The sequence below is a fragment of the Pseudomonas sp. NPDC087336 genome, assembly GCF_044744285.1.
GTDB lineage: Bacteria > Pseudomonadota > Gammaproteobacteria > Pseudomonadales > Pseudomonadaceae > Aquipseudomonas.
Genome location: NZ_JBIUYA010000032.1, coordinates 37,225 through 62,411, shown reverse-complemented (window position 1 = coordinate 62,411; position 25,187 = coordinate 37,225). Strand labels below are relative to the sequence as shown.

The 25,187-nt window shown below is 54.5% G+C and carries 23 protein-coding genes and 1 pseudogene; 10 read left to right on the top strand and 14 right to left on the bottom strand.

Going from position 1 to position 25,187, the window contains the following annotated elements; all coding sequences use genetic code 11:
* On the top strand, positions 1-210 hold the full coding sequence (locus ACIO0C_RS25700) for a hypothetical protein (RefSeq protein WP_401316309.1): 210 nt from the start codon (positions 1-3) through the stop codon (positions 208-210).
* Between the two features lie 60 nt (positions 211-270).
* Positions 271-576 (top strand): hypothetical protein, encoded by a 306-nt coding sequence (locus ACIO0C_RS25695; protein WP_401316307.1) that lies wholly within the window; start codon positions 271-273, stop codon positions 574-576.
* Here the strand turns inward: ACIO0C_RS25695 and ACIO0C_RS25690 are convergent.
* The gene (locus tag ACIO0C_RS25690; protein WP_017739179.1) at positions 563-910 is read right to left on the bottom strand and encodes a helix-turn-helix domain-containing protein; all 348 of its coding nucleotides are present in this window, start codon (positions 908-910) and stop codon (positions 563-565) included. The genes ACIO0C_RS25695 and ACIO0C_RS25690 overlap by 14 nt on opposite strands.
* 138 nt (positions 911-1,048) lie before the next feature.
* Here ACIO0C_RS25690 and ACIO0C_RS25685 point away from each other — a divergent pair, with 138 nt between their 5' ends.
* The 3 genes from ACIO0C_RS25685 (at position 1,049) to ACIO0C_RS25675 (ending at position 2,753) form a co-directional block, all read left to right on the top strand.
* Complete coding sequence (locus tag ACIO0C_RS25685) at positions 1,049-1,402, top strand: hypothetical protein (protein ID WP_055137633.1); 354 nt, start codon at positions 1,049-1,051, stop codon at positions 1,400-1,402.
* Positions 1,403-1,453: 51 nt separating this feature from the next.
* A complete protein-coding gene (locus tag ACIO0C_RS25680; protein ID WP_401316303.1) occupies positions 1,454-2,242 on the top strand; it encodes a hypothetical protein in 789 nt (262 codons plus the stop codon).
* 208 nt (positions 2,243-2,450) lie between these two features.
* Positions 2,451-2,753, top strand: coding sequence for a hypothetical protein (locus ACIO0C_RS25675; protein ID WP_401316300.1), 303 nt, complete (start codon positions 2,451-2,453; stop codon positions 2,751-2,753).
* 30 nt (positions 2,754-2,783) lie between these two features.
* Here ACIO0C_RS25675 and ACIO0C_RS25670 read toward each other — a convergent pair whose 3' ends face one another.
* From ACIO0C_RS25670 to ACIO0C_RS25640, 7 genes are all read right to left on the bottom strand, one after another.
* Entirely contained in the window at positions 2,784-6,158 is a 3,375-nt protein-coding gene (locus ACIO0C_RS25670) for a DEAD/DEAH box helicase family protein (RefSeq protein ID WP_401316298.1), read from the bottom strand.
* On the bottom strand, positions 6,158-9,382 hold the full coding sequence (locus tag ACIO0C_RS25665; protein ID WP_401316295.1) for a DNA methyltransferase: 3,225 nt from the start codon (positions 9,380-9,382) through the stop codon (positions 6,158-6,160). The genes ACIO0C_RS25670 and ACIO0C_RS25665 overlap by 1 nt, the downstream gene beginning before the upstream one ends.
* A gap of 37 nt (positions 9,383-9,419) precedes the next feature.
* On the bottom strand, positions 9,420-12,332 hold the full coding sequence (locus ACIO0C_RS25660; RefSeq protein ID WP_401316292.1) for an SNF2-related protein: 2,913 nt from the start codon (positions 12,330-12,332) through the stop codon (positions 9,420-9,422).
* Positions 12,329-13,240, bottom strand: coding sequence for a WYL domain-containing protein (locus tag ACIO0C_RS25655; RefSeq protein WP_401316289.1), 912 nt, complete (start codon positions 13,238-13,240; stop codon positions 12,329-12,331). The genes ACIO0C_RS25660 and ACIO0C_RS25655 overlap by 4 nt, the downstream gene beginning before the upstream one ends.
* A gap of 264 nt (positions 13,241-13,504) precedes the next feature.
* Entirely contained in the window at positions 13,505-14,206 is a 702-nt protein-coding gene (locus ACIO0C_RS25650) for an inovirus Gp2 family protein (protein ID WP_401316287.1), read from the bottom strand.
* Positions 14,207-14,714: 508 nt separating this feature from the next.
* Positions 14,715-14,945, bottom strand: coding sequence for an AlpA family transcriptional regulator (locus tag ACIO0C_RS25645; protein WP_003235111.1), 231 nt, complete (start codon positions 14,943-14,945; stop codon positions 14,715-14,717).
* A 57-nt stretch (positions 14,946-15,002) separates the two neighbouring features.
* Complete coding sequence (locus tag ACIO0C_RS25640; RefSeq protein WP_401316284.1) at positions 15,003-16,373, bottom strand: hypothetical protein; 1,371 nt, start codon at positions 16,371-16,373, stop codon at positions 15,003-15,005.
* Positions 16,374-16,502: 129 nt separating this feature from the next.
* Here ACIO0C_RS25640 and ACIO0C_RS25635 point away from each other — a divergent pair, with 129 nt between their 5' ends.
* Positions 16,503-17,405, top strand: a complete 903-nt coding sequence (locus ACIO0C_RS25635) for a hypothetical protein (protein ID WP_401316281.1) — start codon at positions 16,503-16,505, stop codon at positions 17,403-17,405.
* Positions 17,406-17,647: 242 nt separating this feature from the next.
* Here ACIO0C_RS25635 and ACIO0C_RS25630 read toward each other — a convergent pair whose 3' ends face one another.
* Positions 17,648-18,418, bottom strand: coding sequence for an APH(3')-II family aminoglycoside O-phosphotransferase (locus ACIO0C_RS25630; protein ID WP_401316278.1), 771 nt, complete (start codon positions 18,416-18,418; stop codon positions 17,648-17,650).
* A gap of 92 nt (positions 18,419-18,510) precedes the next feature.
* Positions 18,511-19,230: a hypothetical protein gene (locus ACIO0C_RS25625; RefSeq protein ID WP_401316275.1), complete on the bottom strand. Its 720-nt coding sequence runs from the start codon at positions 19,228-19,230 to the stop codon at positions 18,511-18,513.
* Between the two features lie 131 nt (positions 19,231-19,361).
* Between ACIO0C_RS25625 and ACIO0C_RS25620 the strand changes: the two genes are divergently transcribed.
* On the top strand, positions 19,362-19,958 hold the full coding sequence (locus tag ACIO0C_RS25620; RefSeq protein WP_401316272.1) for a hypothetical protein: 597 nt from the start codon (positions 19,362-19,364) through the stop codon (positions 19,956-19,958).
* A gap of 468 nt (positions 19,959-20,426) precedes the next feature.
* On the top strand, positions 20,427-20,693 hold the full coding sequence (locus ACIO0C_RS25615) for a DUF6124 family protein (protein ID WP_401316269.1): 267 nt from the start codon (positions 20,427-20,429) through the stop codon (positions 20,691-20,693).
* On the opposite strand, the gene ACIO0C_RS25610 is transcribed toward ACIO0C_RS25615, so the two are convergent.
* Positions 20,635-21,519 carry a phosphatase PAP2 family protein gene (locus ACIO0C_RS25610; protein ID WP_401316267.1) on the bottom strand — a complete coding sequence of 295 codons (885 nt, stop codon included), beginning with the start codon at positions 21,517-21,519 and terminating at the stop codon, positions 20,635-20,637. The two genes, ACIO0C_RS25615 and ACIO0C_RS25610, sit on opposite strands and share 59 nt — an antisense overlap.
* 26 nt (positions 21,520-21,545) lie before the next feature.
* Complete coding sequence (locus tag ACIO0C_RS25605) at positions 21,546-22,217, bottom strand: histidine phosphatase family protein (RefSeq protein ID WP_401316265.1); 672 nt, start codon at positions 22,215-22,217, stop codon at positions 21,546-21,548.
* A gap of 251 nt (positions 22,218-22,468) precedes the next feature.
* Between ACIO0C_RS25605 and ACIO0C_RS25600 the strand changes: the two are divergent.
* Positions 22,469-23,530: pseudogene (locus ACIO0C_RS25600) on the top strand (methyl-accepting chemotaxis protein); the annotation flags it as partial.
* On the top strand, positions 23,525-24,388 hold the full coding sequence (locus ACIO0C_RS25595; protein ID WP_401316333.1) for a methyl-accepting chemotaxis protein: 864 nt from the start codon (positions 23,525-23,527) through the stop codon (positions 24,386-24,388). The pseudogene ACIO0C_RS25600 and the gene ACIO0C_RS25595, both read left to right, overlap by 6 nt.
* A 118-nt stretch (positions 24,389-24,506) precedes the next feature.
* On the opposite strand, the gene ACIO0C_RS25590 is transcribed toward ACIO0C_RS25595, so the two are convergent.
* Positions 24,507-24,926 carry a type II toxin-antitoxin system VapC family toxin gene (locus ACIO0C_RS25590; protein WP_401316262.1) on the bottom strand — a complete coding sequence of 140 codons (420 nt, stop codon included), beginning with the start codon at positions 24,924-24,926 and terminating at the stop codon, positions 24,507-24,509.
* Positions 24,923-25,168, bottom strand: coding sequence for a FitA-like ribbon-helix-helix domain-containing protein (locus tag ACIO0C_RS25585; RefSeq protein WP_401316261.1), 246 nt, complete (start codon positions 25,166-25,168; stop codon positions 24,923-24,925). The genes ACIO0C_RS25590 and ACIO0C_RS25585 overlap by 4 nt, the downstream gene beginning before the upstream one ends.
* Positions 25,169-25,187: the final 19 nt, after the last annotated feature.

Below are 25,187 nucleotides of genomic sequence, written 5' to 3'. Positions count from 1 at the left end.
ATGAAGCTACTACGCATGTTTGCGGCCGTACTCATGTTCACCGGCATTCTTGCGGGCTGCTTGGCCACTCTATTGTTGGTGCTTTTGATAGTGCGGTTCCCACCACTGCTGATCGCCGTACTGCTGGCGTGTTGGATGTTCTGCCGTCTCTTAAAAGCATTGGCACCCAAGCCAGCAGCGGCAGATGCCACCATGGCAGCACCGAAATAACCCTACGTCTGAGGAGCGTCAGGCATGCACTAGCGCCTCAACTCAATAGGAAACATAACGATGAACAGACAGTGTTTGATCTGCGACTCCAGCGCCGTGCTGACACGTGACGCCGCCAAAGGGCTGACCTTGCTGATCGGGTTGTTTAATAGCGCAATCGAGGGTGCTCAACATCCGCATGAAAGGAGCGGCCAGTTCGCTCTTCTCAGCGGGCTGGCCGCAGTTGTGCCTGCTTATCCAGTGGCCAGAAAAGAGGCAGATGAGGTTGTGCGGTTCCACTTCGCCGACTTTGACTCTCTCTGCCTACGCTGTGGTGCTTTGTTCAACGAGGCAGCCGAAATCAAGGAGCGGCTTAACCCCGGCTGAGGCGCGCCACCAAACTCTCCACAAACTCCAACACCAGCGTACGGTCACCTGAGTCCAGCACGGATAACAGCCCCTGCAGTCGACGCGCCTGATCCTCCTGACGCGTGCTGCCCTCAGTTAGCAGGTCAGCAGTCTCGCAGCCGAAGACCGTCGCCAGCTCAATTAAGCGTTCGATGTTAGGCATCACAACGCCACGCTCAATACGGGATACGGCCTCGCTTCCAATCCCGAGCTTTTCCGCAACCTGCTCCTGACTCAACTTGCTGCGAATGCGCTGGCGCGCAATGGCTTGCCCAACAAACTCCGCTAGCTGCTTCGATTTGGTTTTTGACATTTCACCCTCCAGGACAACCCGGATGGTTGAGCATCAACCCATTGACATGAAGGACTCATCAAACCGAGACTCATCCTAATAGGTTGATATTCGACTTTTATCTAACCCTCTATTGCATACAAGGAGCTCAGAAAAACCATGATCGTCGTAACCGGCCTAAACGAAGCACAGATTGAAGGTCTCGTGAAAAGCAAAGCGTCCTTCGAGATCCATGGTCTCAGGGGAAATTTCATGGCAGGCATCAAACTGGTCGAAACCAAGATTGAAAGCCAGGGACTGAAGTGTCGAGTCAAAAGCGATGTGAAAAGTGCAGTGGTACAAGGCGGCGCGCTGGGTGCCGTATTCAGCGTCCTGACAACACCCGCCACATTGACCATCGCGACATTAACGGCCGCAGCAGGAGTAGGTCATACGCTCGTTACCTATAACCCCGATTACGAAATCATCAAGGACTACGTCAACAAACAGCTCAAGGTTGTTTACAAGCAATAGCAGCCTGTTCAAGACCTCTTTCTCTCTCACCTTCATAGTAAGAAACAGACCATGAAACGTATTTTTAGCATTCTCCTTCTCGCGCTCTGCGCCCAAGCCAACGCTGAAATCTCCGCGTACCAAGGTACAGCGGCTTTCTTTCCCGACGAAAAATCGACGCACAACCTCCCGGAGGCAATTCCATGCGTCACCCGCCCAGCAGCGACGGGTCAACCGATGCTCTTTTGTACTTGGCTCACCAGCACGCGCTACGTGGATATCTGGGACGCTCAGCGCCAGCAAAACGTCCGTATCACCAACAAGGTCAATGGCATGTGTCAGCGTGGCAACTGCCGAATCCAAGGTGCAGAAGTAGGTCAATGGAAGGAAGACACCCCATTCCAACTCTCCATCTGGTATCGCATTGGCAGTAGTACCGACGGCAAGCCCGTCGCCTACCGCACCGACGCTACTCGTCAAGTGTCGTACGTTGAAGCAGGCAGTCTATTGATGAAGTTCTACCTGGATGCAGGCGTCCCAGACAATGAACTGGTTTCGACCTTCGACAAGCGCTACATCGGTGGCTGGGCCGCGTGGAATCAGGAGAAAAACGGAACTGCATCAACAACGACGAATACCCTTGCCGCTCCCCAGTCCGAATGGCCAGAAGTCAAAACTGCCTGGTGCAACCCGCAAGCTGATGACGACTGCTATATCAACAACAAGAAGGTACCAGTCGCTGAGCTGGGTAAATGGTTGCCCGATATCAGCGAATCAAATGCCGATCAGCTAGGCGGTCACTGTGAAACCATCCTCTGCTTCGACAAAGATGACCAGCCGATGGGCTATCTGTTGCAATAATGATCCTGAGTACTGCCGGGCCAGTGAAAAGCACCGTCGGCTTGGTAAACCTGACAATAGGGGCATACGCCCCTTATTGGTTTCACTTCAATATTTTTTTGGCCAAGTGCATAGCTGAGCAGATACTCACCTTGCGCCTATGATGGGGATGCTCTTTTTTCGTCAGTCGGGCAAAATCTACGCCCCATTGAGCTTGCATCCGAAACCTATGAAACTGCTTAACACCTACGACGACCGCGACGAAGCTGAAGAGGCTGCGGAAAAGCTAACAGGCGAGAAACGTCTGGCAAGCGAGCGTGATGCCACTGTTGTTATCTATAACCTGTTCGGCATTCCGAGTTGGGGCAACTTCCATCGCCTGGGCATGTACAACCTGAGAGAGCTGAAAAGCCTTTTGGATCGCCGTACCAGTTGGCAGGCTGCCGAGCAGATCCGGCACGCCGAAATTGTCGCTACGCTGAATACGGTTGCGAAAAACCATGCGATTGACATTCCAGCTCACTGGCTTTAATTCCTGAAAGCCAGTGAGCCGTCAGCCATTTCAAACTATCCGTGCAAACATATTGCTCAGATAGCTGTCGCGTCCGTCCTCCATAAACAGTACATGACAATCCTCCAGGTCAGCCTTCGTCGTTGCATCGGCGACATTGAGCAGATCAGCAAACCTAGTTGGTGACAGAATAAAAGCATTCAAGACTAAGGAAGGCTCACCAGGCTTAGCCTGAGCAGCAAGTGTTGCTTCTAGATTCTTCACTTCCGTGTATAGCCCAAGCTTGGGGTCAGATAGATTCAGGTTCCGCAGGCCTTTAGGATCCACAAAGCTCAGCCATTGCTTGCCGGTGGCATCATCAACAAGCCACAACAGGAAATCTGGATAGAAGTTACCAGCCAGCGCGAAACCTAGCCCTTTTGCTTGGCTATCGGCATTGCGCAGCAAGTAAAGACTGCGCCCTCCGATGGCTGCCTGGCCCTTAGGCGAGTTGTAGAACGCCTCCAGGTCTTGAACAAAATCCCATTCGCTTGGCGCATCAAAAGCCAGAGGGCGCATCTTCAACGGAACCGCGTCTTTGTCTTCCAGTGATAACAGCGGATAGTACAGATGGCGATCAAAGCTTATGGCGACCATGTGGGGCGCATTCCACTTACTGGCCTCACCGATCTTGCCGTCAGCCACCAATTTCTTCAGCACTTCCAGCCGTTCCTGATACTCCAGACCGTCATCCGTATTTTCGATCTCAAACTGATAGAGTTTCAGCATCGACCCGTGATCTTCTTCCATGCGGATTACATCGTAAAACTGCCCCTCGTAGCCGGTTTTCAACGCTTTGTAGAAACGGTCGGTGTAATCCGTCAGCAGACGAATGAGGATGTCCTCCTGCTTACGAATGCCGTTGAACCCCGCCAGCGACAACTCCGCCGCCGGAACGTAAAGCGTGTACCAGTCAGATGAGTTCGCGCAGAAATCGATCAGTTTCTGACGATCCAACCGTAGGTTGCTCCAACTACGTTGCAGCTTGTAGTCCTGTAAGGCTAGATAGATGCGATCCCAGTCGAATAGTGTGAACAGCGCTGTGTTCAGCTTGCCCTTATGGCGTGCTTCAACCGTGGCCACCACGGCTTTATCCTGCGTGGACAGCGCTTCGACTCGTGGATATAGATCAAGTACCACATGAGGGTTTTTGATCTTGTCCTTGAATGTTTCGGGAACTTCGTACAGCAGCGGGAAATGCGTACGCTTGAACCCCAGCTTCTGGTTGTCCTTGTAGCCATCTTTCAAGGTCAACGTCTTGAGCGTGCAGGCAGGCAGGTTCGGCCTGGTTTCAAAATCCAGATGCAGGATTTCGTCACTGGGAGTGATGCCTTCTTCGCGTAAATAATCCTTGAAGGTGGCCATATAGCTGGCACGCACCCCGAAAATATTCAGCGTCTCCAGCTTGTCCAGATGCAAGGCTTTTGGCCGCTCATTTGGCAAACTACGTTTGAGCGAAAAGCCCTTGCCCTTGAGGCGCACGCCGCGCCCGAACAACTGGATGATCTGCGAGCCTTCGCCCTGCCCCATGTTGAGTAGGCCCATGGTAGAGACACGCCAGCTGCTCCAGCCCTCAGTAAACTTACGCGAGCCGACCAGCATGTTTAGCCGACTATCTCTGTTATTCAGAGTACCGAAAAGAGCGCCACCGAAATCATCACGCTCACTATCGAAATCATCGACCTTCTCAGCCAGGCCAAAAAAGCCTGCATCGTCACCAATATTGATGAGGCCGAAAGGCTCAGCATCACCCACACGCAATGCCAGCTCACCTTTGCTGCTCTTGATATTGACCAGCTTCAGCCGCTGCCTCGCTGGCGCATTGAACACTCGATGCAGGATGTCGGCATACAGATCTTCCGGCTTACCAACGAAACTCATTAGAGGACTGAAACGCCCCTTGAAGATATTGTTGCCCTTCGCATCAAGAATCTGAGCTTTGTCCGCAATTAGGTCGCCGAGCCATACTCTGATCTGCGCATCATTATTCAGAAAGTAGGCTAGGAAATTGACCACTTCTAGGATGTCCGACTCCTCACCAGACACCCTGTTGCCCACGAACACCCAAAGCGGCTTTTCGATGTTGAAGTCGGTCAGCTTGTCGCGATGAGTGCTCCAAAGCCAAAGCTGCTGATAGAAAGCCAATAGGCAGGCAGTGAAGTATTTGCGGGCGTACTCCTCCTGCTCGTAGGCCTCGCCGTTCATGTTCAGAATCAACGACTCTTTACCGTAGCCGTCTTCGTAGAAAAACTTGTAGGAGTAATCGAACAAGATGCACTTGGCGTAGATCTCACGGGTTGCGGAGATACGCGCTAGGCGTTTTTCATCGCTGCTCAGAGCAAGCTGCGCCAGCTGGCTGTCATCCAGCTTCTTCAGACTGACTGTCTCGAACAGCATCTTTGACTTCTTTTTCTGGATGTCTTCCTCCGCCGCAGCCACGGTCATTCCTTTGGCTACAGCCTGGCCGAAAGTAGCCGAGTACTCGAAGGCAAAGCCGCCGCGCACCAGTGCATCACGCCGGCTCATCCACGCACCACCGGCCTTGCCTGTGCCGGAATGGCCTTCGTCCACTAACACCAGGTTGTTGCCTTCGAAGGCATCCACAGCAACAACCTTATCCCCCATCTCATCACCAAGCTTGTTGATGTCGATGATCTCGATGGTTCCGCGCGCAGGGTTCTGCGCCTTGTTGAAGAACTGAGCAAAACTGAAGCCTGACAGATGCAGTTCTTCCAAATGCTGGCGTGACAAGCCCTCATTGGGCGTGAGAAGAATGATCTTGCTCGGGTAACTCTCATACTGACCTGCTTGGAAATAGTGCAGGTACTGCCTGATGTTGACGTGCAGTAGCAGCGTCTTACCACTACCTGTGGCGTTCCAGAAGGCAATCTTGTTCAGATCGTCTGCCTCAAAGGCATTAAATTGCTCCGCACCGGCCTCGGAACGATAGCGCAGCATCTCCTCATTCAGACTATCCAGCAGGGCCTGACGCTTGTTGAAATACCAGTCCAGATAGATCTCGGTGAACAGCAGCGACAGGTACTGAAAGTACTTCATCTGCAGTTCATGGCCTTCCAGCTTATTACGCTGAACGGTGATGGCTTGCCAGTGGCCAACAATGCTCAGGTCATAGCGCCGTAAGTCAACTTCAGATACTCGATCTACTTCGAACAGATTGCGAGTCAGCTCGTGGAAGAATTTGGTTTGCCCGTCCTCATCGATACCTTCGTGTCGGTCATCACCTAGGCGCAACTTCAATGCACCTAGGTTACCGCCCTTGAAAAAACCCATCATCCATCGATTAAGCACCAACTCCTGGTGAAAGCTGCGCTTTTTTCCGACAACTCTGGCGCCTGTAGTCGCGATAGTCTTGCGGGGACGCGCCATCAGATGTCCTCCGCCGAAAACATACGCTGCAGAAATTCAGGCTCAATCTGACGCAGCTTGAGCACACGGGTGGCACCGCCTTCTTCTGCGGTTTGCGTCAGTACGGTCGGGATGTTGTGGTCACCATTGATGTAAACCACGTCAAACTCGTTATCTGCCGGGTTAATGGCAAGCCGGTCGCAGAGTTTACTCACGCCTTCGTAATTTAGTATTTCGCAGTCACGCCACAGCACCAGGCAGCTCTCGCCGCTAGGCAGCATTCCAGTGACGGTTAAAAATCCACGCTCTGGTTGAGCATCGACATGCCGGACGCGTAGCCCGATCAGATAGTTGAATGTTTCGACTAGGTCGATGTTGCGCGGCTCAAACGCGCCCGCCGAATCGACCGCCACGTTCAGTGTGTAGTCGAAAGGTTTCTTGAAATCCTGCACGGAAAGCAGCGAATCGCGGCTCTCTACATCCAGCATGTAGTTCAGCAGATAGTCGTCTTGGGTCTGCTGATTCAATAGGGACAGCGTTTCACCCTGCTTGGCGTCCCGGCGCAGTTGCAGGTTGTTCAGCGTGTCTTCGTAGCTTTCGAGTTTGATGATCTTGAAACAGTGGGAAATTCCAGTATCAGGGGCGGTGGGTAGGCCGTTTGCCCAGTCAGCGGAGAAAATGACTTTCTGCACCCTTGGCTTGAGGACAGTCTCAAAGTACTCGCCTTGCTCAATGAGGATGTACTTACGACCGCCTCCATCCTCTCGGTTTAGGGCAATTGTGGCGCACCCAGTCGTTCCCGAGCCTGCGAAGTAGTCAAGTACGGTATTGCCGTCCTTGATGTTTAGAACGCGTAGATTATCAACGACAAGGTTAATGCTCTTGGGGAAATCAAAATCCTTTGCCTTGAATTGGTCTTTGAGAACCTTAGTGCCGCTCTCACTTGCGGAATATTCGGGGCGATCCCACCACGTTCCAGGTAAAGCACCGTCTTGGTTCGGTCTATATTTTTTCTGAAGTTCAATTGGGCCGTTATCGCTCCTGACGACTTTCAGGTCGTCTAGCTCAGTCCGCAAGCGAGCCACAGAGCACGTCCACACTTTCTCATTACCATTTGAATCGATAGGCCAGACAGCGGTCTCATTAGGAACGACTTCTTCTTCAACAATCCATTGCTCCTGTTCGCTGCTCCACGACATTGCTGGAACACGTGCAGATTTATCCTGCACATAAACAGGATAAAACGATTTTTTCCTGTCTGACCGATCTGAATCGGTGCCCGATTTTCTGAAGTTTGCCCACGAGTAAATGCCTTTCTCGTCGGTGTTAGGGTAACGCTCTGCCTTGGAGCCGACTCGCGGAAGTCGCCCGATGACCGGCTTTTCGACAGGGGACCAGAAAACTGCGTATTCGTGATTCGCGGAGAACCCGGACGCAGTTGGCCTTCCCTGTGGCTTACTCCTCACTACCGCTGTTCCGGAGTGCTGAAGCCCCAGCACTCCACTCATCATCAAATACTGTTGTGAGTACTCAAAGTCATCGATTGCAACGCAAATCATGCCATCTGGACTGAGAAGTCTTAAAGCTGTGGTCATTCGGCCCGTGAACAGACTTGCCCAGGACGAGTGTTGGTACCCATTCTTGTAGACAATTGGAGAGGCGTCAGTGTTGTACGGTGGGTCTATGTAGATGCCAGAGATCGTTTGACGCCAAGAAGCCTCCAAAAGATTCACGCCTTGGAAGTTGTCAGCGTGAACTAACAAGCCGCCCAGATGAGTATCGATTTCTTCAATGGCAGCCTGCAATCGCCGCTTGAAGTCGATCTCAAACAGAGTGGTATCCACCATCCGATAAGGCCTTGCCTTCAGATCCTCAAGGGTGCCAGTTGCCTCTCCATCCCATAATCCAAGCTGCTTCCACCGCTCCCATTGCCTTTCATTCGCCAAAATGTCTGCAATCAACTGCCCCCGGATAGCGATGACTTTGGCCTTTTCTTCGACATTCTGAACGCCAGCACCGATATCAAAAATTCGATCGAAAGTAATGCAGTAGTGACTGGACACCACAAACTTTTTCTTTAACCAAAGCTTCTTCTGGAAGTCTTCCAACTGGGCCAAAAACACAATCAACTCTAGCGCGATGGACCGCAAGCACTGGATCATGCGCAGCGACTTCTCGATATCGGCAAAGGCGCTAGCATTCTGCACATCGTCCAAGTGCATGGCTTCGCTCTTGACATAGAAGTCCAGCTCCCGACGCAGGAAGTCACCCAGGTTTTTGTGGATAAAGTAATCGGCAGTGTTTTTTGTGGTGTAGTCAACCAGATGCTTTTCCAGCAGGGTGCGCTGAGGGTTCTTCTCAGTAGGGGATCGGCTGCTCAAGTCCAGCCAGCGAGCCTTGACGGCAGCGTCACTCAATACCGCTGCGACAGCCTTTTGTACCAGTGCGTCTTGTTTGGTGCCTTTGGCGACGGCTTTGTACTCGAAGCGAACGATCAGCTCCTTGCCGCTCGAACCATTAACTTCCTCGACCGGCAGGAGCTGTTCCTCATACTCGTCGCCCAGCTCATCAATGCGAGTAACGGTTTTTTGTTCAACTAGGGCAAACCGACGATCCTTATCGTTGTCCTTGCGGTTGTCCTTGGCGGTGTCTGCCGACACTAGCCTTAAATGAACCGTGCGGCCCGATTGTCCGTCCTCGCTAGGCAGCTTGAAGCTGTAGTTGGCGAAATTCTCGCCACTCTTGGTGTAGTACTGGTCCTTGTTGGCCCAATGCAACATCACCTCTTCCCCCGCATAGGGAATGGCGTAGGTGTCGCCCTTGTAGCGGCGTTGGCTGATGAAATCGCCGTTGTCGTAATAACGCGAGAAGAACGTGAGCAGGTGCGAAAACACAGCGTTTTCATGTTCGCCATAGCCGGTAGTGATTGCTTTTAGCTTGTTGCGCAATTCCTGTACTTTGGGCACACCATCAGGACTGACGCCCAGTGCATGGGCATTTTTTTCCGCCTCCTGCAATTCGATTTGCAGCTGCTGGGTGTTGGCGGCATTGCCTAAAGCCAGCGCGGCTTGCACTTTCTCTGCTAGCCGGTTCTCCAGGTAGTCGTTTATCTCATCGGCGCGGGTATTGAGGATGCGATAGATGCCAAAGTCGAGCTCCGGTCGGTCAATCTGGAATATTTCTCGCAGCTTGGTAACGAGCTGCTGGAATTTAGCGTTCTGTTTAGCGATCACGGCTGTGCTCATAATTCGGGCCTTAATTCATTCGTTTCCGGTGCTCGGTTCACACCACCTGCCAGCGCAGGGTGAACAGCGATTGGGTATCGGTTTTCTCTTGCAGCCGTTGCTGCAAAGACTCAATCAGCGCATCGCGCTTCTCGATTATTTCGTCTTCAACGGCAAAAATTTCCTGGCGCTGACGGCGCTGTTTGCGCTCCAACTCCGAAAGCTCACGCTGGATGGACTCCTGCTCTTGCAGCGTCGCGGCTTTGCGGGCATCTCGCTTTAGTTGGGCAATGCTGGCCTTGGTGTTCTTAAGCGCTTCCTCAGCAGCGACGAGCTTGTCATCTGCCCAACGCTCCAACTTTTCACGCTCTTCATTGAACAGTCGCTGGTTGGCTTCCAACACGCTGGCAATGGTGGCCTGCACCAAGCGCTGACTGTTCGCCACCAGGGCATTGGGCGCTGCATCATCAATAGCGATGGGCTTACCAGCTGCCGGAATAGTCAGCAGTTTTTCGCAGACTTCCTGATCAAGCAGCTCACCATCATCCGTCTGGCCTGAGAACAACAGCGCCTCGGTTGTATCAAAGGCTGTCACTTCGAGCCGCACCAGTGTGAGCCAGCCGGACTTGCCGAGTAGCTTTTCAATGACCGAGATGCGCGTGCCATGCTTGGCGTAGTCCAGATTGAGCAGGGCGACCGGAGTAGAGGCGTTGAGGCTGGTGGCAATGCTCCACTCGCCCAGCGGATGGCTGAGACGGTAGGCGTGTGCCAACATATCGGGTTGAGCGGCACCGCGGATGAGCTGATAGCGGCCCGGCACAATTTGCAGAGCCTCAATATCTGGCGGACTGGTCAGCGAAAAGGCATACGCTTGATCATCAAAGCGTGCCCGATCACTTAGGGCATAGCGGGTCACTCCCCAGAACCAGCGCCCTAGTCTGTCAAGCCGGGCTTCAGCTTCGTCCAGTCTCAACTTGAGGCGGTCATGAACATCCTCATCGAAGTTCTCCAGCAGCAGGGACTGGGTGTCCTTTATGCGGTCATTGATCGCTTCTTCTAGCTCTGTCTGCAGCGCATTAAAGGCAGCTTCTATCTGATCTGGCTGGCGACAGGTATCGTAGATTTTCTGTATTCGTTTCTCGAAGTCCAGGCCACCTTCGATGCTGCCTAACACCTCATCACTGGCACCGAACACACCAGAAAACAGGCTGAATTTTTCAGTCAGCAACTCCAATACGCGCTGATCTGCCTGATTGCGGGTATTGAGGAAGTTAATAACCACCACATCGAATTTCTGACCGTAGCGGTGGCAGCGACCTATGCGCTGCTCGACCCGCTGTGGATTCCATGGGAGATCGTAGTTAATTAGCAAGGCGCAGAACTGAAGGTTCACACCTTCAGCAGCCGCCTCTGTGGCGATCATGATTTCCGCACCGCTGCCATCGACCTTGCGAAAGTGATCAATAAGCGCAGTGCGGCGGTCTACCTGGGGGGATCCGGTTATCCGATCAGTGCCTTTATGTTCAGTCAGCCATTGCTGGTAGACAAGGGTGGAGTCGGGATGGTTGTTCGTGCCACTGAACAGCACCAACTTGCCATCATAACCGCTGGCAGACAGGAACTGATGCAGGTACTCCTGAGTACGCTTTGATTCGGTGAATATGATGGCCTTACGTGAGGCTCCAAGCTCAGCCATGCTGGCAAAGCCTAGTTGCAAAGCAGTGAGCAGGGACTGAGCTTTGGTATCAGTACGCAGCCTATGTGCGAGCTCAATGATGGCCGTCAGCTCATCTATTTCTGCTTGGATAAACTGTTTTTTATGCTCTGGGCTTTGTACAACCGGCTGTGAGGGCAGCCGTTCATCCGACTCTGGCTCTTCTTCTTCTTCTTCGAGATAGTCGGTTTCGAGGTCGTCCTCTTCTACCCATTGCTCCAGCAGGTTGATCTGCTCTGCCGAGGCTTCGTCTACCAGCATCTGTTCCAGCCGAGCCCGAACGGTAATCAGCGTGGCAACGATGGCTGGGGTGCTGGATGCGAGCAGTTTGCGAAGAATCAGACCTGTGAGATGGCGCTGGCTTTTGGGCAAGGCAAAAGAATGTTCGCGTAGCAGGAAATCAGACACCTGGTCGTAAAGCGCGTGTTCATCATCCGTAGGGCTAAATGGCTGGGTTATAGCCTTGCGCTCGGTGTATTGGATGTACTCCAGCACATCCTTACGCAAAGTGCGTTGAGTGAAACCAGCAAGCCGCCCTCGCAGCTCCTCCAGCCCAGCAGGGTTGTTCAGATACTGCTTGCGAAAGGCTTTTTCATCGCCGAACAGATGCTCATCGATGAGGGTGGACAGCCCATACAACTCCATCAACGAGTTCTGCATCGGCGTAGCCGTTAGCAGCAACTTCTTGCGGCCTTCCAGCGCCCGGCGCAAGGCCTGGCCAGTTCGGTTGCTCTGGCGGTGTGCATTGCGAAGCTTGTGAGCTTCGTCGAGAACCACCACATGCCAAGGAATGGCACGCAATTCAGCCTCAAGACGGGCAGCAAACTGGTAGGACATGATCAGGACTGATTTACCAGCAAGGTGCTGCAATGTTCCCAGTACGCTGCCGGATGATTGCTTCTTAAGTGCCACGGCATCCAGCACAGTGCAGGGCACGGCAAACTTCTCTGACAGCTCTTGCGCCCACTGCTTGCGCAAGCTGGCCGGGGCAATAATCAGCAGCCTGCGACTGCGCTCCGCCCATAGCTGACAGACAACCAGCGCGGCTTCGATGGTTTTGCCCAAACCTACTTCATCGGCGAGCAAGACTCCTTGCTGCAAAGGATTACGCAAAGCAAACAGTGCTGCCTCGATCTGATGAGGATTCAGATCAACACTGGCGTCAAACAGGGACTGAGACAGGCGGTCAATGCCATCGGCAGCATGGCGTCTTGTTAACTCGTGCGCGTAGTACTTGGCGTGGTAGGCAGAAATCATTTCTTTGCTCCGGCCGTACGCTCCGGCTCCGAATATCCTGGCGCTAGCACAGCATTTTTAACGCCGTATATTGCCAATGAGTCCTTCAGCCAAAGACGGTGTTCTGGCCCTCGCAGACTATGATCCGGGGTACAGTCCACGCTCCATTTGCGCAACACATAGCCCACCGTTGCCGCACGCAGTTTCATTCGCAATACGCCTCCATGCATGCCGTAATCCATCTCGGTAATTTCCGAGTGCGGCTGATCCGGGTGCGGCACCAAATCCAACTCAACAATGCGAGTCCACTGGATATCCTGATCGCTCAGCTCATGGGATGCCGGCGACTCCTCCTTGAGCAAGCGCGGGCGTTTGATTCGCGTGATTACAAAGTCACGAAACTCTTGGTTTTTGCGATCAAAGGCTCGTACATGCCAATGCAGCCCTGTATCGATCAAGGCGAAAGGCACAATCTCGCGTTTGGACTTACCGCTGGAAATAGAGTGGTACTCGATAGCCAGGGGACAGCCCTTATGAATGGAGCGAGTCACACTCGCCAGCACATCCAAATCTGGGTTCGTCAGCCTGAAGGGAATCTCACAGGGCACCCAGGTTTTGAACAGCAGCGGTTCGCCATCGCCGAAGGCCTGCGCCAGCCAAGACATGACTCTTTCGGCCGGGTAATTGAATAGCGCACAGAAATCTGCGCCAAGTACATAGGCCTTACCCTTGGAGTCATAATCGATGTTGCCGGGTGCTAGCTCCCTATAGAGCGCAAGATCTCGGGTGGCTGCAGCAGACTGAATAGCAAAGCGCTCGACCAGATCCTGCCGACGAATATCCCCAACGAAGCGCACGCGCAGCTCGATAAAAGCTAGGCGATCACGCTGTGGCTGAGCGAACTCTGCAAGCGGGTTCATGGACGTCATGTGGTTTTGCAACTCTTTATGAACATAATTTAGCAGAGCTTATGGCATGCCTTTAAGCACGTCCATGGTTTCATTTAACAAATAAAGTTATGATCATTTTGATCGCTATAAATTCAGGACTGAGAAGGGTCATCACGCAAACCCGAAGAGGCCCGCCACAACACAGCATCCTGTACCGTCGGTCAGGAAATCAGCAATCGCCATTACCGCCAGCAGGGCTCATAAATTAAACGAGCCCCTAAAGATCACGCACCGATGGCGGCATTAACCCCTACTGGTATCGAATCCTCGCTGACGATCCCCGTAGGACTTCGTAGCTGCCTTGCAGAAGTAGCTCGCCCTATAGAACAGTGCAGGCAATTCGTCGACATCACCAGATCGGACATTTCGCACGATCCGGTATTCAGCGTTCGGTGGGATATTCACCAGTCCTCTCACGTCATCAACTGACAGCCCCAGAGCACTGGCCCAGGCTTCATTCATGCGGTTATTGATATTGCTGGCTTTAGATTTGAGCCACCCAAGCGTGTAGTAAGCCTCCTGATTGAGCAAGATCAGCAGGTGGTAATGCGGACGTCCCATCTCTCCAATTTCTCTTGCCCAGACGTAACGCACCTTGCTGTCATGAGCGTACGGATTCCGTTCACGTGCCTTGGCGCGGTTGTGCTCGATCTTGGCCTTGAATGATTCGATGAACCGGCTGATAACTTCGTTGGTGTAAGCGTAGTCAGGCAGGTCAATACCCAAGGGCAGGCGCAGATCCACTCGGAATGCCAGCACCCTTGAGTGTTGCTCCAGCGCTAGGTCAATGGTCTGCTTGAGACGGGAGAGGTACTCTCGGATGAACGGCCCTGCGGCCAGCATTACGGGCAAGCCATCGAAGGTAGGCAAGTCGTGCAGGTGAAGGTTGGAGTTACCGGAATGACGAAGCAGAGGGCGCTTTGTCTTGGGAGAATCAAGGTGCATGGTTACTACTCCTGGGTTAGGTTCATAACCTGTACCCATTGAGTATTTTTTAACTATTGACTCTGCTGCTTAGCCTACCTAGGTACCGTTTTTATGATAGGTATCTAGGCTTAGATTCACCGCCCCTTATACGTATCCCATAGGTGGTATTCCACTCTGGAACTGCACCCTGCGAATCCTGCTGGCGCATGCCCATACAAGTGCCTGTAGCCCAATGAGTAATCCTGAAACCGTGCAGGTAGTGGTCACTGCTTAAAGCATATTACTTTTACCGAGAATGACGCTCTCGACTGGCTAGGGAAACATAGCCTCAATTATCCAGCCTAGCGGGGGAATTTCTGCTAGTCCGTTACTCTGGAAGAAAACCATTTCGGCATTCGCTGATATAGCTGCCCAAACGAGTCGAGCAATGAGAAACATCGCCGCTCTGCTTATCGAAAAATACATAGGCCCATTCACCATAAGCGCCATGACCAGCCATAGCCGGTCATGGCACTTATGGTGGTTTCTAGCTTGCCATACTCAGGTGGCCGGTGGACCGCACTGCAGCGCCCTCAGCCAGGTCACGCTCTTCGATCCGTGCCAGGATCCAATCGTGCACCTCGCTATCGACCCAGCCGACGCAGCGGTCGCCGAGAGATACTGGTTTCGGGAAGCTACCTTCCGCGATGTATTTGTATATGGTCGACCGGGCAAGACCTGTCGAGTCGATGACTTCTTTTAAACGGATGATCCTCATGAACGGGGCTCCTCGTATTCGTTCAGAGGATTGGCAGGGGCGATAAAAAATAACCGCCTAAACGGCTGTCGCTCGTGCTGGCGTGAGCAACCCCGCTTTCTCTCTAAGCTCCTCAGGGCAAAGGGCTTCCGTAGTAATCTTCGTCGTTCCAGCGTGCTCGCCGAATTCCCTCAGCAGCCAGCCACTGCCAGCGCCCCCATCAAGCAACATCCCCAAACAGGAATAACCTAGTCGCAGATCACTGGGTAGAAGTCTGAAGTTCAGGCTTGACCAGGCAAGTCCATCAATCCGTGAAAAGCGCACCTTGCACACCCGTGCAAACTGAATAGTCATCTCCCAAAGAAAATCTATGATCTCAGTCTCGTCGAGCGAGCTCGCATCTTCAACATCCCTCATTGGCTTACGAAAAAATGCGCTGATGTCACCTCGGACGCTAAGGAAAAAGTCTGATTTAGCTACATCTAGCTGCTCCCAGTGCCGCGCCAGAAGCTCTGTCACGCAACCGCTCAGAAAAAACTGGAGTTGCTCAATCGCGTGTTTGGGAGCACGCCTAAAAAGACGGAGAACCGAGGCCGGCGTGGAAAATTCAGGCAATGAGTATTTATGCTTAGTAGCGGAATTACGCCAGCACTCAAGATCAAACCAAACGTCCCCTATGTAACGCACATCATCAGCCCATTCGTCCGCGCACTCATACACAACGAAGCCGTTCTTGTCCGTCCCCAAGGTGATTTGCCGATGATTCAGGTTAAGGACATAACTGCTTTTGAGTTTTTCAGCATAAATGGGGCTGGCGACTCCGGGCACGTGTCGCCGAATAAACCCCATTTCAACAAGCTTCTTAATCCGCTGCTTAAGACTTATCTGCTCAAGGCCGGTAAGTCGACATAGCTCTACATTCCCGAGCGAATTTACTACGCCAAAACGGTCTGCATGAGCGGATAGCACTGCAAGCAGAAGTCGATTGGATCGACTGAGCAGTGAAGTGCGGTTCGGCACTGCTGCCCTCGTTTGCTCCGCCTTCACAGTAGGCATCGAATAGATTTCCACGTCGGGCCTAGTGGCGTGAATGTAAGGCCCCTTGATTAGGTGCTCGACGGCGCCAAAGTGCGGCGCAAGATCGATGGGGCGCGAAATCAAACTCGCAATCCCGAGCTTATTGACCACGTCGTCATGGATGCGAAATGATTTTTTCAGCCGACCGGCTCGTTGAGCCAACACCGTTGTAGCGATGAGGATCGATTCTTCCAGGAGCAAGTTGAGCGTATTGGCACATTCTCTCGTGGGCACTCCAAGGCAACCCGCCAGCTCATCAATAGTGATCGGCCCTGTGGCAGTGAACTCATAACGCAGGTAAAACGAAGCCAGCGTGAACCGAGCCTTCGAATCAAGCCGCCCTAAATCCAGTGATAAAAGACTATTTAGCATATGAATTCCGGAAATAATCACAGCTAAATATACCCTATTTTTACCTGAAAAATCTAATAACGTTATTCATAACGTTATCAATAATGAATATACTAGCCCTAACCAATGCTCCAGCAGGAATAGATGAGAATGGGACGCAAAAGAGTAGTTGGGCTGGATTGGCTTGATCCTGAAAATACGAATCAACGCCTTTGGGCCTTGAAGTATTTGCAAGCGAAAGGCTTAGAGAGAATTTTCGATAGCGGGGAGAGGATCCTTCCGAATGAGCTTCCGTCCCACAACGAAATGCTGGATGCAGGCATGTATATCGAGCAGGACGCTGGCGCGAGCAAACTATTTCGCGATATGAAGGATGCTTGGCGCCAGGAGAGAGACAGAAACAAGAAAAAGGAGAGCGGCCGCCAAGTGTGCGCATTCACTCTGAGTACAGCCACCAAGAGCCATCTACAAACCATGGCCAAAGAGCAAAAAAAGAGCCCCGCCGTGCTGCTGGATAGCATGATTACAAAGGCTTATGCAGCCCATGTGCGCAGACAGCAAAGGCAACTGCCGAAACAAACTTTGCAGGGGAGTCGTCACCACACAATTCAAGACCTCCACGAGATGTTCGTCGGAGGCGCCATACAGCCCGATAACTCAGCCATCCCCAGCCATTCCTTAGCTGAAAAATCAATGGGTGAACCTGAGCTGCTGAAGCAGAAGTCAGGCGAGTACACTTCGGCAGCTCCAAATGAACGCTCTAGTTCGCAGGCTGCCCCAGAAATCGTTGAACCTCTACTTGAACAGGGAGAGGCTATTACCCTCGTTCCAGATTCACCCTGCAATAGTCAAATGCCGTCCGCGGCGGCAGAGGATGATCAGTCAGAACAATCAGCACCGTTGGACTTAAATTCAAGCCCGACCGATGATTTCCCTCACGCTCAAACCGACAACCCTTCACCCGTGGTGAAAATCAGTCCACAAAAGAGAAAAACGTTCAGGTTATCCAGCGCTCGCTTACCAAAAGCCTGGGACAAGGAACAAAGTGATTAACTGTCCGATCTGAAGCGACATACAACGTTTGGCATTCCAAATGGCATTCCAGACAAAAAATAAAACCGATCTTTTTCTTAATAAACAATAAGTTATATTTCCTGTTCAGATTACCCCGGCCCACCAAATACGAAGCAAGACAAAACCCGCCCAGTGCGGGTTTTGTTGCATCTGGGGTTCGGTAATCCAAGCCTCACGCCCCCCTGTGGGAGCGGGCTTGCCCACGAAGAGGCCAGCCAGACTCAGTAGAACTCGTCCAGCAAACAGTAAAACGCTATACGTTGCTGATCTGGCTCCACACCATATTCATGAAAAAATGGGGCCACCCATGCCGGTCCCAAATTGCGTTCAATGCTTCGGGCAGCCAGCGCAAGGTCTTGATAGATGTCACTGATGCCTAGTCGGCCGCAGTCGATGTAGCCGGTAAAGCGGCCTCCTTCGATCATGAAATTCGGAAGGCAGGCATCGCCGTGGGTGACGGCAAGATCATAGGTTTCGGGAAGCGTCGACAGCAGCTCTGCGAAGACATCCTCAGCGGTCCGACCCAGCCGCTCATCGTCAAAGTCTGACTCGTCAACCAGCCCGGCACTCACTCGGCTCCTGGCGACTGCCATGCGCTGCTGCAACGGGTGGTCAAAGGGACAGTTCTCAATTGGCACCTGGTGCAGCGTACGTAGCGCCATCGCCAGGGCGCTGATGATTTGGGGTGCAGACAAGTCGTTGGCACTGGCCAGATCCTGTCCGGGGACGGCACTCATGAGTAACCAATGGCGGTTGTCCTCTGTCGTCACATCAAGAACGGTCGGCCCAGGCAGGTCTAGCCGGTTCATCCAACGAAGACGCTTAATCTCTTCCGGCAGCTCACTGTGCGGGCCAACGGACTCGGACTTCAGGAACAGGTGTTCGCCGTTGATGCAGCGAATGCGAGAAACCTCGGCTCCTGACTCTCCGATAGTTTGTCGCTCAATAAGCGCCGTACTGAATGTTTGGGACCATTGGGCAGGAATATCCATCCTCTCATTTACTCAGTTTTTGCTTTGTATTTGGAGATGCGTCGGGGTGAAACAGGTTTAGATCTATTTCAGGATTAGACCCACCTTGCCCCTCAGCTCAACCGAAAATCGCTCAAGTCAATCGACACCATCACCCTCTCCCGCACAGGCTGCCTATCCTCACCCCGCAGATAGGCTCTACGCCGTGTGGGAAAACGAAAGCCCTGGGCCTCAACGTACTCGCTCACGTACTGGGCAGCTGCAAACCCGCCCGCCACATCGACGTGGTAGTCATGTCGCCGCAACAGGCCATCGTCCCCGAAGTAAAAATCCTGGAAACGGCTGTGGCTGGCGATGTGTTGTGGAAATTCGACCCGCAGACCGCGCCAGGCCTCGTGGCCTTCCTGCCAGGGAGCGATTTCACTGACATTGAAGCCCGGCATCGCCATGAAAAACGGTGTCGTCAGGTAGGTCCACATGGCGTACCCGCTGAAGTAGGCACGGTGCAGCGGATCCCAGGGTGTGTCCATGTCGTGCCCGGCGAATGATTCTCGCGGGTTCGATCGCTCGCGCACGATTTCGCCATCGGTGGTTTCGATGGCGATGTAGTCGGCCTGGAATGCCGTGCGCCAGTGCGGGTTACCGAAGGGTGTCACGCTGGCGTTTTGCTGGTGCAGGCTGACGGTCATCTCGCGGGGCATGGTGTCTTGCACCACGCTTTTCATTGCCCATAATTCCCCGCCCGTGACGATGGTGGCGTTGAGCGTTGTGAACTTGTTCCAGCGCTCCAGCTGGCCATGGGCGTCGAGTACTTTTTTCAGCAAATCGTTCATGGGTCTTGCCCCTTTCGATGCTGGCCGGAATCAAAAGAATAGGTCACTGGCGGGTCGTGGGCGGATCTATGCTGATGACTTCACTACAGGCTCGATCCTCCACTGACCAGAAGCATTGAGGAATGCAAAACATGAATATGCGGATTCTGGCCCTCCTGGCAGCGATGGTTTGCCTACCGGCACACGCCACCAGCGAAGTCGGCGCCTCCGATGCCGGCAATGGCAGCCGGCCTTTCGACCAGACGCTGGAATTGCAGGGCATTGTCTTTCATGTGACGGATGAGTCGATCGACGGTAGCCGTGCAGTACGCATCGCTCCCCGAGGGCTGGAAATCGATAATTCAGCCATGACTCACGCCCTGACTGGCGACATCGCCCGGGCGGAGGTCGGAGACCTTGATCGGGACGGCTCACCGGAAATTTACGTCTACGTCAGGTCACCCGGGCGTGGGTTGCCCGGCGAACTCGTGGCCTACGCCGCCAACCGTAAAAAGTCGCTCAGTGCGATCTATCTGCCACCGGTCAGCGAAGACCCGAAGATCGCCGAGGGGTATCGGGGCGAGGACGAGTTTGCCGTGGCAGAAAACACATTGGTGCAGCGGTTTGCGCTGTATGACGGTGCCGACGCTTCGGCGGGGCGGACGGGGAAAGTGCGCGAGATTCAGTACCGGCTGATGCCTGGGGAGGCGGGGTGGATTTTGCAGAGGCAGAAAGTGACGGAGTATTGAGCCATTTTCCGGTTTTGCCCCTCGGGCAACACATGAACTTTTCTTCACCCCGCGTTCAGGCAACTCCCTGTACATTTGACTCGCTCATTCAAGAAACTACGGTTTGCCCGCCCTCCCGCGGGCTTTTTTTTTGTCCTGCGAAAGGTCCTACCCCCAGAGCCAATCGCAGGGAAAAATCCCACAGGTCTTTCAGGTTGTCGCTCGGAAGGGGGCTGATTAATCTTTTGTCGTCACTGACCGCTCAGTGATCGGGTGTGAGAACCCGGCAAGTAATAGCCATGCACTACCAGTATCCGCATAATTGCCGGCAGCTTGTCCGCTGTCTGTAAATGCGCAATGGCGGCTGTGTGCGGGCAGACTTTTGTCTGACCGGGTGGCTATGACCGGATTCTCACCTCGCACATAGCTGCCACCTCTTTGCTGTGTGAGAACGGCAAGTACTGGCACCCACGCAAGAGGTTAATCATCTTGGATAAGCTAACCCCCGATCCCCCCTTCGATACCACCAAACCCTACCGCCCCAGCCCCTTCTTCACGCTCCTCCCCGACATAAAATCCGAAAGCCTCCTCGCCCACGCGTGCGAATCATTGGCTTCAGCCAGCGTCATGCTCAATGATTTCGCGACTTACCTCACCGGCCCCCAGCGCAACACGGCGCTGGGGATTGCGCAGGTCGTCATGCTGGCGGAGCTGGCTGTGAACCGGGCGCTGGATATTGTCGATCCGCAGGAGTAAGTCGGCCAGGCTGAGCCACCAATGCCGGTTCTTCAGCCTTGCGCAGGGCCGGCATCTCCAGCCGCGCTCGCCCGTAAAACGCCAGCGCCGTCAGCAGACACGCCAGCCACACGAAGATCCCGGCCCAGAAGGTGTGGGACATGTAGTGCCAACCCTGCACCACCCGCGTCGTGCCATACACGAACCCCAGGGCCAGCGAGCCGTACATGATTGCCTTGGAATAGCGCCAGCGGTAACGGCGTGCAACAAAGTACAGCGCAAGCATGGTGAAACCACCGGAGGCATGCCCGCCCGGCCAGCAGCGACCGTCACCGGCGACCTTGAGCAAATCGAAATTCTCGTACCATTCCTTATGCTCGATCTTCCCACCGTACTGGGTCGTCTCGATCGGGCAATACACACTGGTATGGCCCTTGAGGTAGTGAATCACACCGGTGCTGATGGAGAACGCAAGCACCACGTAGAGGAAATCCCGACGATGCTTGCTGGCAAAGCGCAATACCGGCGCGACTTTGATCTTCTCCAGGAAGGCGATGACTTTCGCGTGTTTTTCAGCCTTCAACCGCGGCCAGAGAAACGACAGCAAGGCACCGATGATGGCGATCTCGCCGGTCCAGTTCGGAATGATCCGCGCCCATTTATGGGTGATTTTTTCAAACAGGTGCACATGGTCCAGCGGGAACGTCTGCGTCACCGGGTCATAGAAAAGATTGTTGAAGGCGATGTCGATCCGGGTCAGGTCGAACATCAGGAACACCACAACCGCGCAGGCCAGTGGGATACCGAAGTTCAGCCAGTAAAAACGAGAACGGGAAGCCGTCTGCATGGTGCGTCCTGATTCAGAGAGTGAATTCATTCGGTGGTCACCGATTGCCAGTCCGAGGCTTCGATGAAACCGAGGATGCGTGGCGCTTGCTGCGCTTGGGCGGTGACGAAAAGCGCGGAGCCATAGCCGAAGGTCGAAGTCGGTAATTTGAGATCCTTTTGCAGTTGCGCCATGCATTCGCTGTGCGTCACCAGGATCAGGTTGCGCCCGGCGACCTTGTGCGCCAGGGCGTCGTGCAACATCGTGCCTTTGCAGTTGATCAACCAGTCGTCGCCGGCGCCGACCGTGTTGAACATGTAGCCGCTCGTCTGTGCCGTACGCACCATCGGGCTGTTGTAGATGTCGGCCTTGCGCAGCCCAAGCTGCTCGAACCGCGCACCGACGGCCACCGCAACGCTGCGCGAGCGATCGGTAATGCCATCGTTACCGCTCAGGCAGGGCGCGCTGGAGTGATCGCAACGCTCGACATGGCGCACCAGCACGATCATGTCGCCCTTGGCCCAACCCGCCAGCAGCGCCCGCGCGCCCTGCACATTGCCGTGGGCCAGGTCCGGCACGGCGGCAGGCCGTAACAGCAATACAGTCAAGAGGATCGCCAGCAGCGCCGAGGCCAGCACCACGATGGCATTGCGATAACGACCAAAACGGTTCAGGTCTATTGAGCGGCGTATTCCGAACAGACTCAGTCTCAGTTCCACATCAAGCCGCCTCGCAGCCCTTCATTAGGTGCCGTGAGCGTAAGGAGGTGGGCGTCGGCAGCCGGTGAAACCAATGTGAAAAAAAGCTTAAGCCCGTGCAAAAGCTTGTAACAGCATCCACCCGACAAAATCCTTTCAGCTCTCGCGATTGCTGCCGATACAAACCTGCAACCCACCCTTGCTGGCGCCTAAAAACAACAATCTTCCAGCCAACCGACGATCAAGAAACACACGTTCCTGGAGGAATTTTGATGAATAGCTGGTTCGGCAACATCAGCGTGAACCTGAAACTGGGCCTGGGCTTCGGCCTGGTCCTGGCCCTGACCTGCGTCCTCGCCTTGACCGGCTGGACCAGCCTGGGCAGTTTGATCGACCGCAGCAACTGGATGAGCGACATCACCCAGCTCAACGCCGGCCTGACCAAGCTGCGCGTGGTGCGCCTGCAGTACATGCTGACCAACGGCGACGAAGCCACCGCGCAGAATGTCCAGACCACGCTGCAGGCCTTTTCCGATCAGCAACAAGCCTTGCTGGCGAAGTTCAAGAGCCCGGAAAACATCAAATTGCTCAAAGAGCAAGGCGCTGTCATCGACGCCTACAAGACGTCCCTGGCCAAGATGCGTGACGCCTATCGCACCGGCAACCGTGTACGCGACGTCATGGGCGCCAACGCCGAAACGGCCAGCACGCTGATCGACGATCTGAACAGCCGCGTGCAACAACTGCCACCGAGTGACCAGCGCTTCGAACAGTTCCAGGCCATCACCGCCGCCAAACAAGCGTTCTTGCAGGCTCGCTACGAAGTGCGTGGCTACACCGCGACCACCAATGCCGAAACCGAGCAAAAAGCCGTCGCCCAACTGGACACCGCCATTGCCAGCCTGAAACAGCTCAACGTGCACCTCACCGACATCCAGCCCGACGCCCTGCGTCAACTGGAGACTGCGCTGGGCAACTACCGCAGCGCCTTGCAGGCTTACAAAGCCGCGAACAGCGATGCCGTGCAGGCGCGCAAGGAAATGACCGACCAGGGCGCGGCCATCGTGAGCCTCAGCGAGCAGCTGTATCAGATCCAGCTCGACCGTCGTGACGCCGAAAGCGCCCAGGCACGTACCCTGCAACTGATCAGCACCCTGCTGGCCTTGTTGGTGGGCATTATTGCCGCCGTCATCATTACCCGGCAGATCACAGGCCCCTTGCGCGAGACCCTGGCCGTGGTCGATCGCATCGCCAGCGGCGACCTGTCCCAGGACGTCAGGGTGACGCGCCGCGATGAGCTGGGTGTGTTGCAACAAGGCATCGCGCGCATGGGCGTGACCCTGCGCGACCTGATCAGCGGTATCCGCGACGGCGTCACCCAGATCGCCAGCGCGGCCGAAGAACTGTCGGCCGTGACCGAGCAAACCAGCGCCGGGGTCAACAGCCAGAAGGTCGAGACCGACCAGGTCGCCACCGCCATGCACGAGATGACCGCCACTGTGCAGGAAGTCGCGCGCAATGCCGAGCAAGCCTCCCAGGCCGCCGCCGCGGCGGATGGTGAAGCACGCGAAGGGGACAAGGTTGTCGGTGAAGCCATCACCCAGATCGAACGCCTGGCCAGCGAGGTGGCGCGCTCCACCGAAGCCATGGGCCTGCTGCAACAGGAAAGCGACAAGATCGGCAGCGTCATGGACGTGATCAAGGCCGTGGCCGAACAGACCAACCTGCTGGCGCTCAACGCCGCCATTGAAGCGGCACGCGCTGGTGAAGCCGGACGCGGTTTTGCCGTGGTGGCCGACGAAGTGCGGGGCCTGGCGCAACGCACGCAGAAATCCACCGAGGAGATCGAAGGCCTGGTGGCCGCCCTGCAGAACGGCACCCAGCAAGTGGCGACCGTGATGAACAACAGCCGCACCCTGACCGACAGTAGCGTGGCCCTGACCCGCGAGGCCGGCACCTCACTGGAAAACATCACCCGCACGGTGTCCAACATCCAGTCGATGAACCAGCAGATCGCCGCCGCGGCCGAACAGCAAAGCGCGGTGGCCGAAGAGATCAGCCGCAGCATCATCAACGTGCGCGACGTGTCGGAACAGACCGCGGCGGCCAGCGATGAGACGGCCAAGTCCAGCGTGGAACTGGCGCGGCTGGGGAATCAGTTGCAGATGATGGTCAGCCACTTCCGCGTCTGACGTTCACTGCGCGGTGAATGAAAGATCCATTCGCGAGCAGGCTCGCTTCCACAGGTTCAATGAGCATCCTGTGGAGCTAGCCTGCTCGCGAAGGCGATCCAGCTGTCAATGAAGGCACTCAGGCTTGCCACGGGTTGATTACTTCCAGCCCGGAAAACTCGAAATCACGAACATTGCGGGTGGCAATCGGTGCTCCGTGAACTCGGCAGACGGCGGCAATCTGCGCATCAGCCATCGACACAGACCGCCCCTTGGCTTCACAACCCGCCACCAACGTCGCGTACTCAACGGCGGCATGCACATCAAAAGGCAATATCCTCGCGGCGAAGTCCTCTTCAAACATCGCGATCGCATGGGCTTCAAGCTTTTGTTTGCGCTTGCCGGACGGGAGACGGGCGAGGCCATGGAGAATTTCCGCCACGGTAATGGCAGCAATGGCCAGTTCCATGGCAGGTTGTGCATCTACCCAGGCCAGAACCTGAGCGTCAGGCTCAACCCGCATAAACTCCGAAAGCACATTGGTATCAAGCACTATCATTCGGAGAAATCCACCGCGGTTGCTTTCTCCTGCCGTACGGGCAGATCCAGGTCAACTCCACCGCACACACCAAATCTGTTGCGGATTCTGCTGCCTAGCCCTCCCGCACGATCAACGGTAGCCAATGCCCTACCCAGGATAAGGCGAGCTTCCTCTTCCATCGAATGCCCGTTATGAGCAGCCGCAATTCGCAACTGCTCCTTGATCTGATCGTCGAGATTTCGAATCGTGATACTGGCCATGACGCCTCCCGCAATCAAT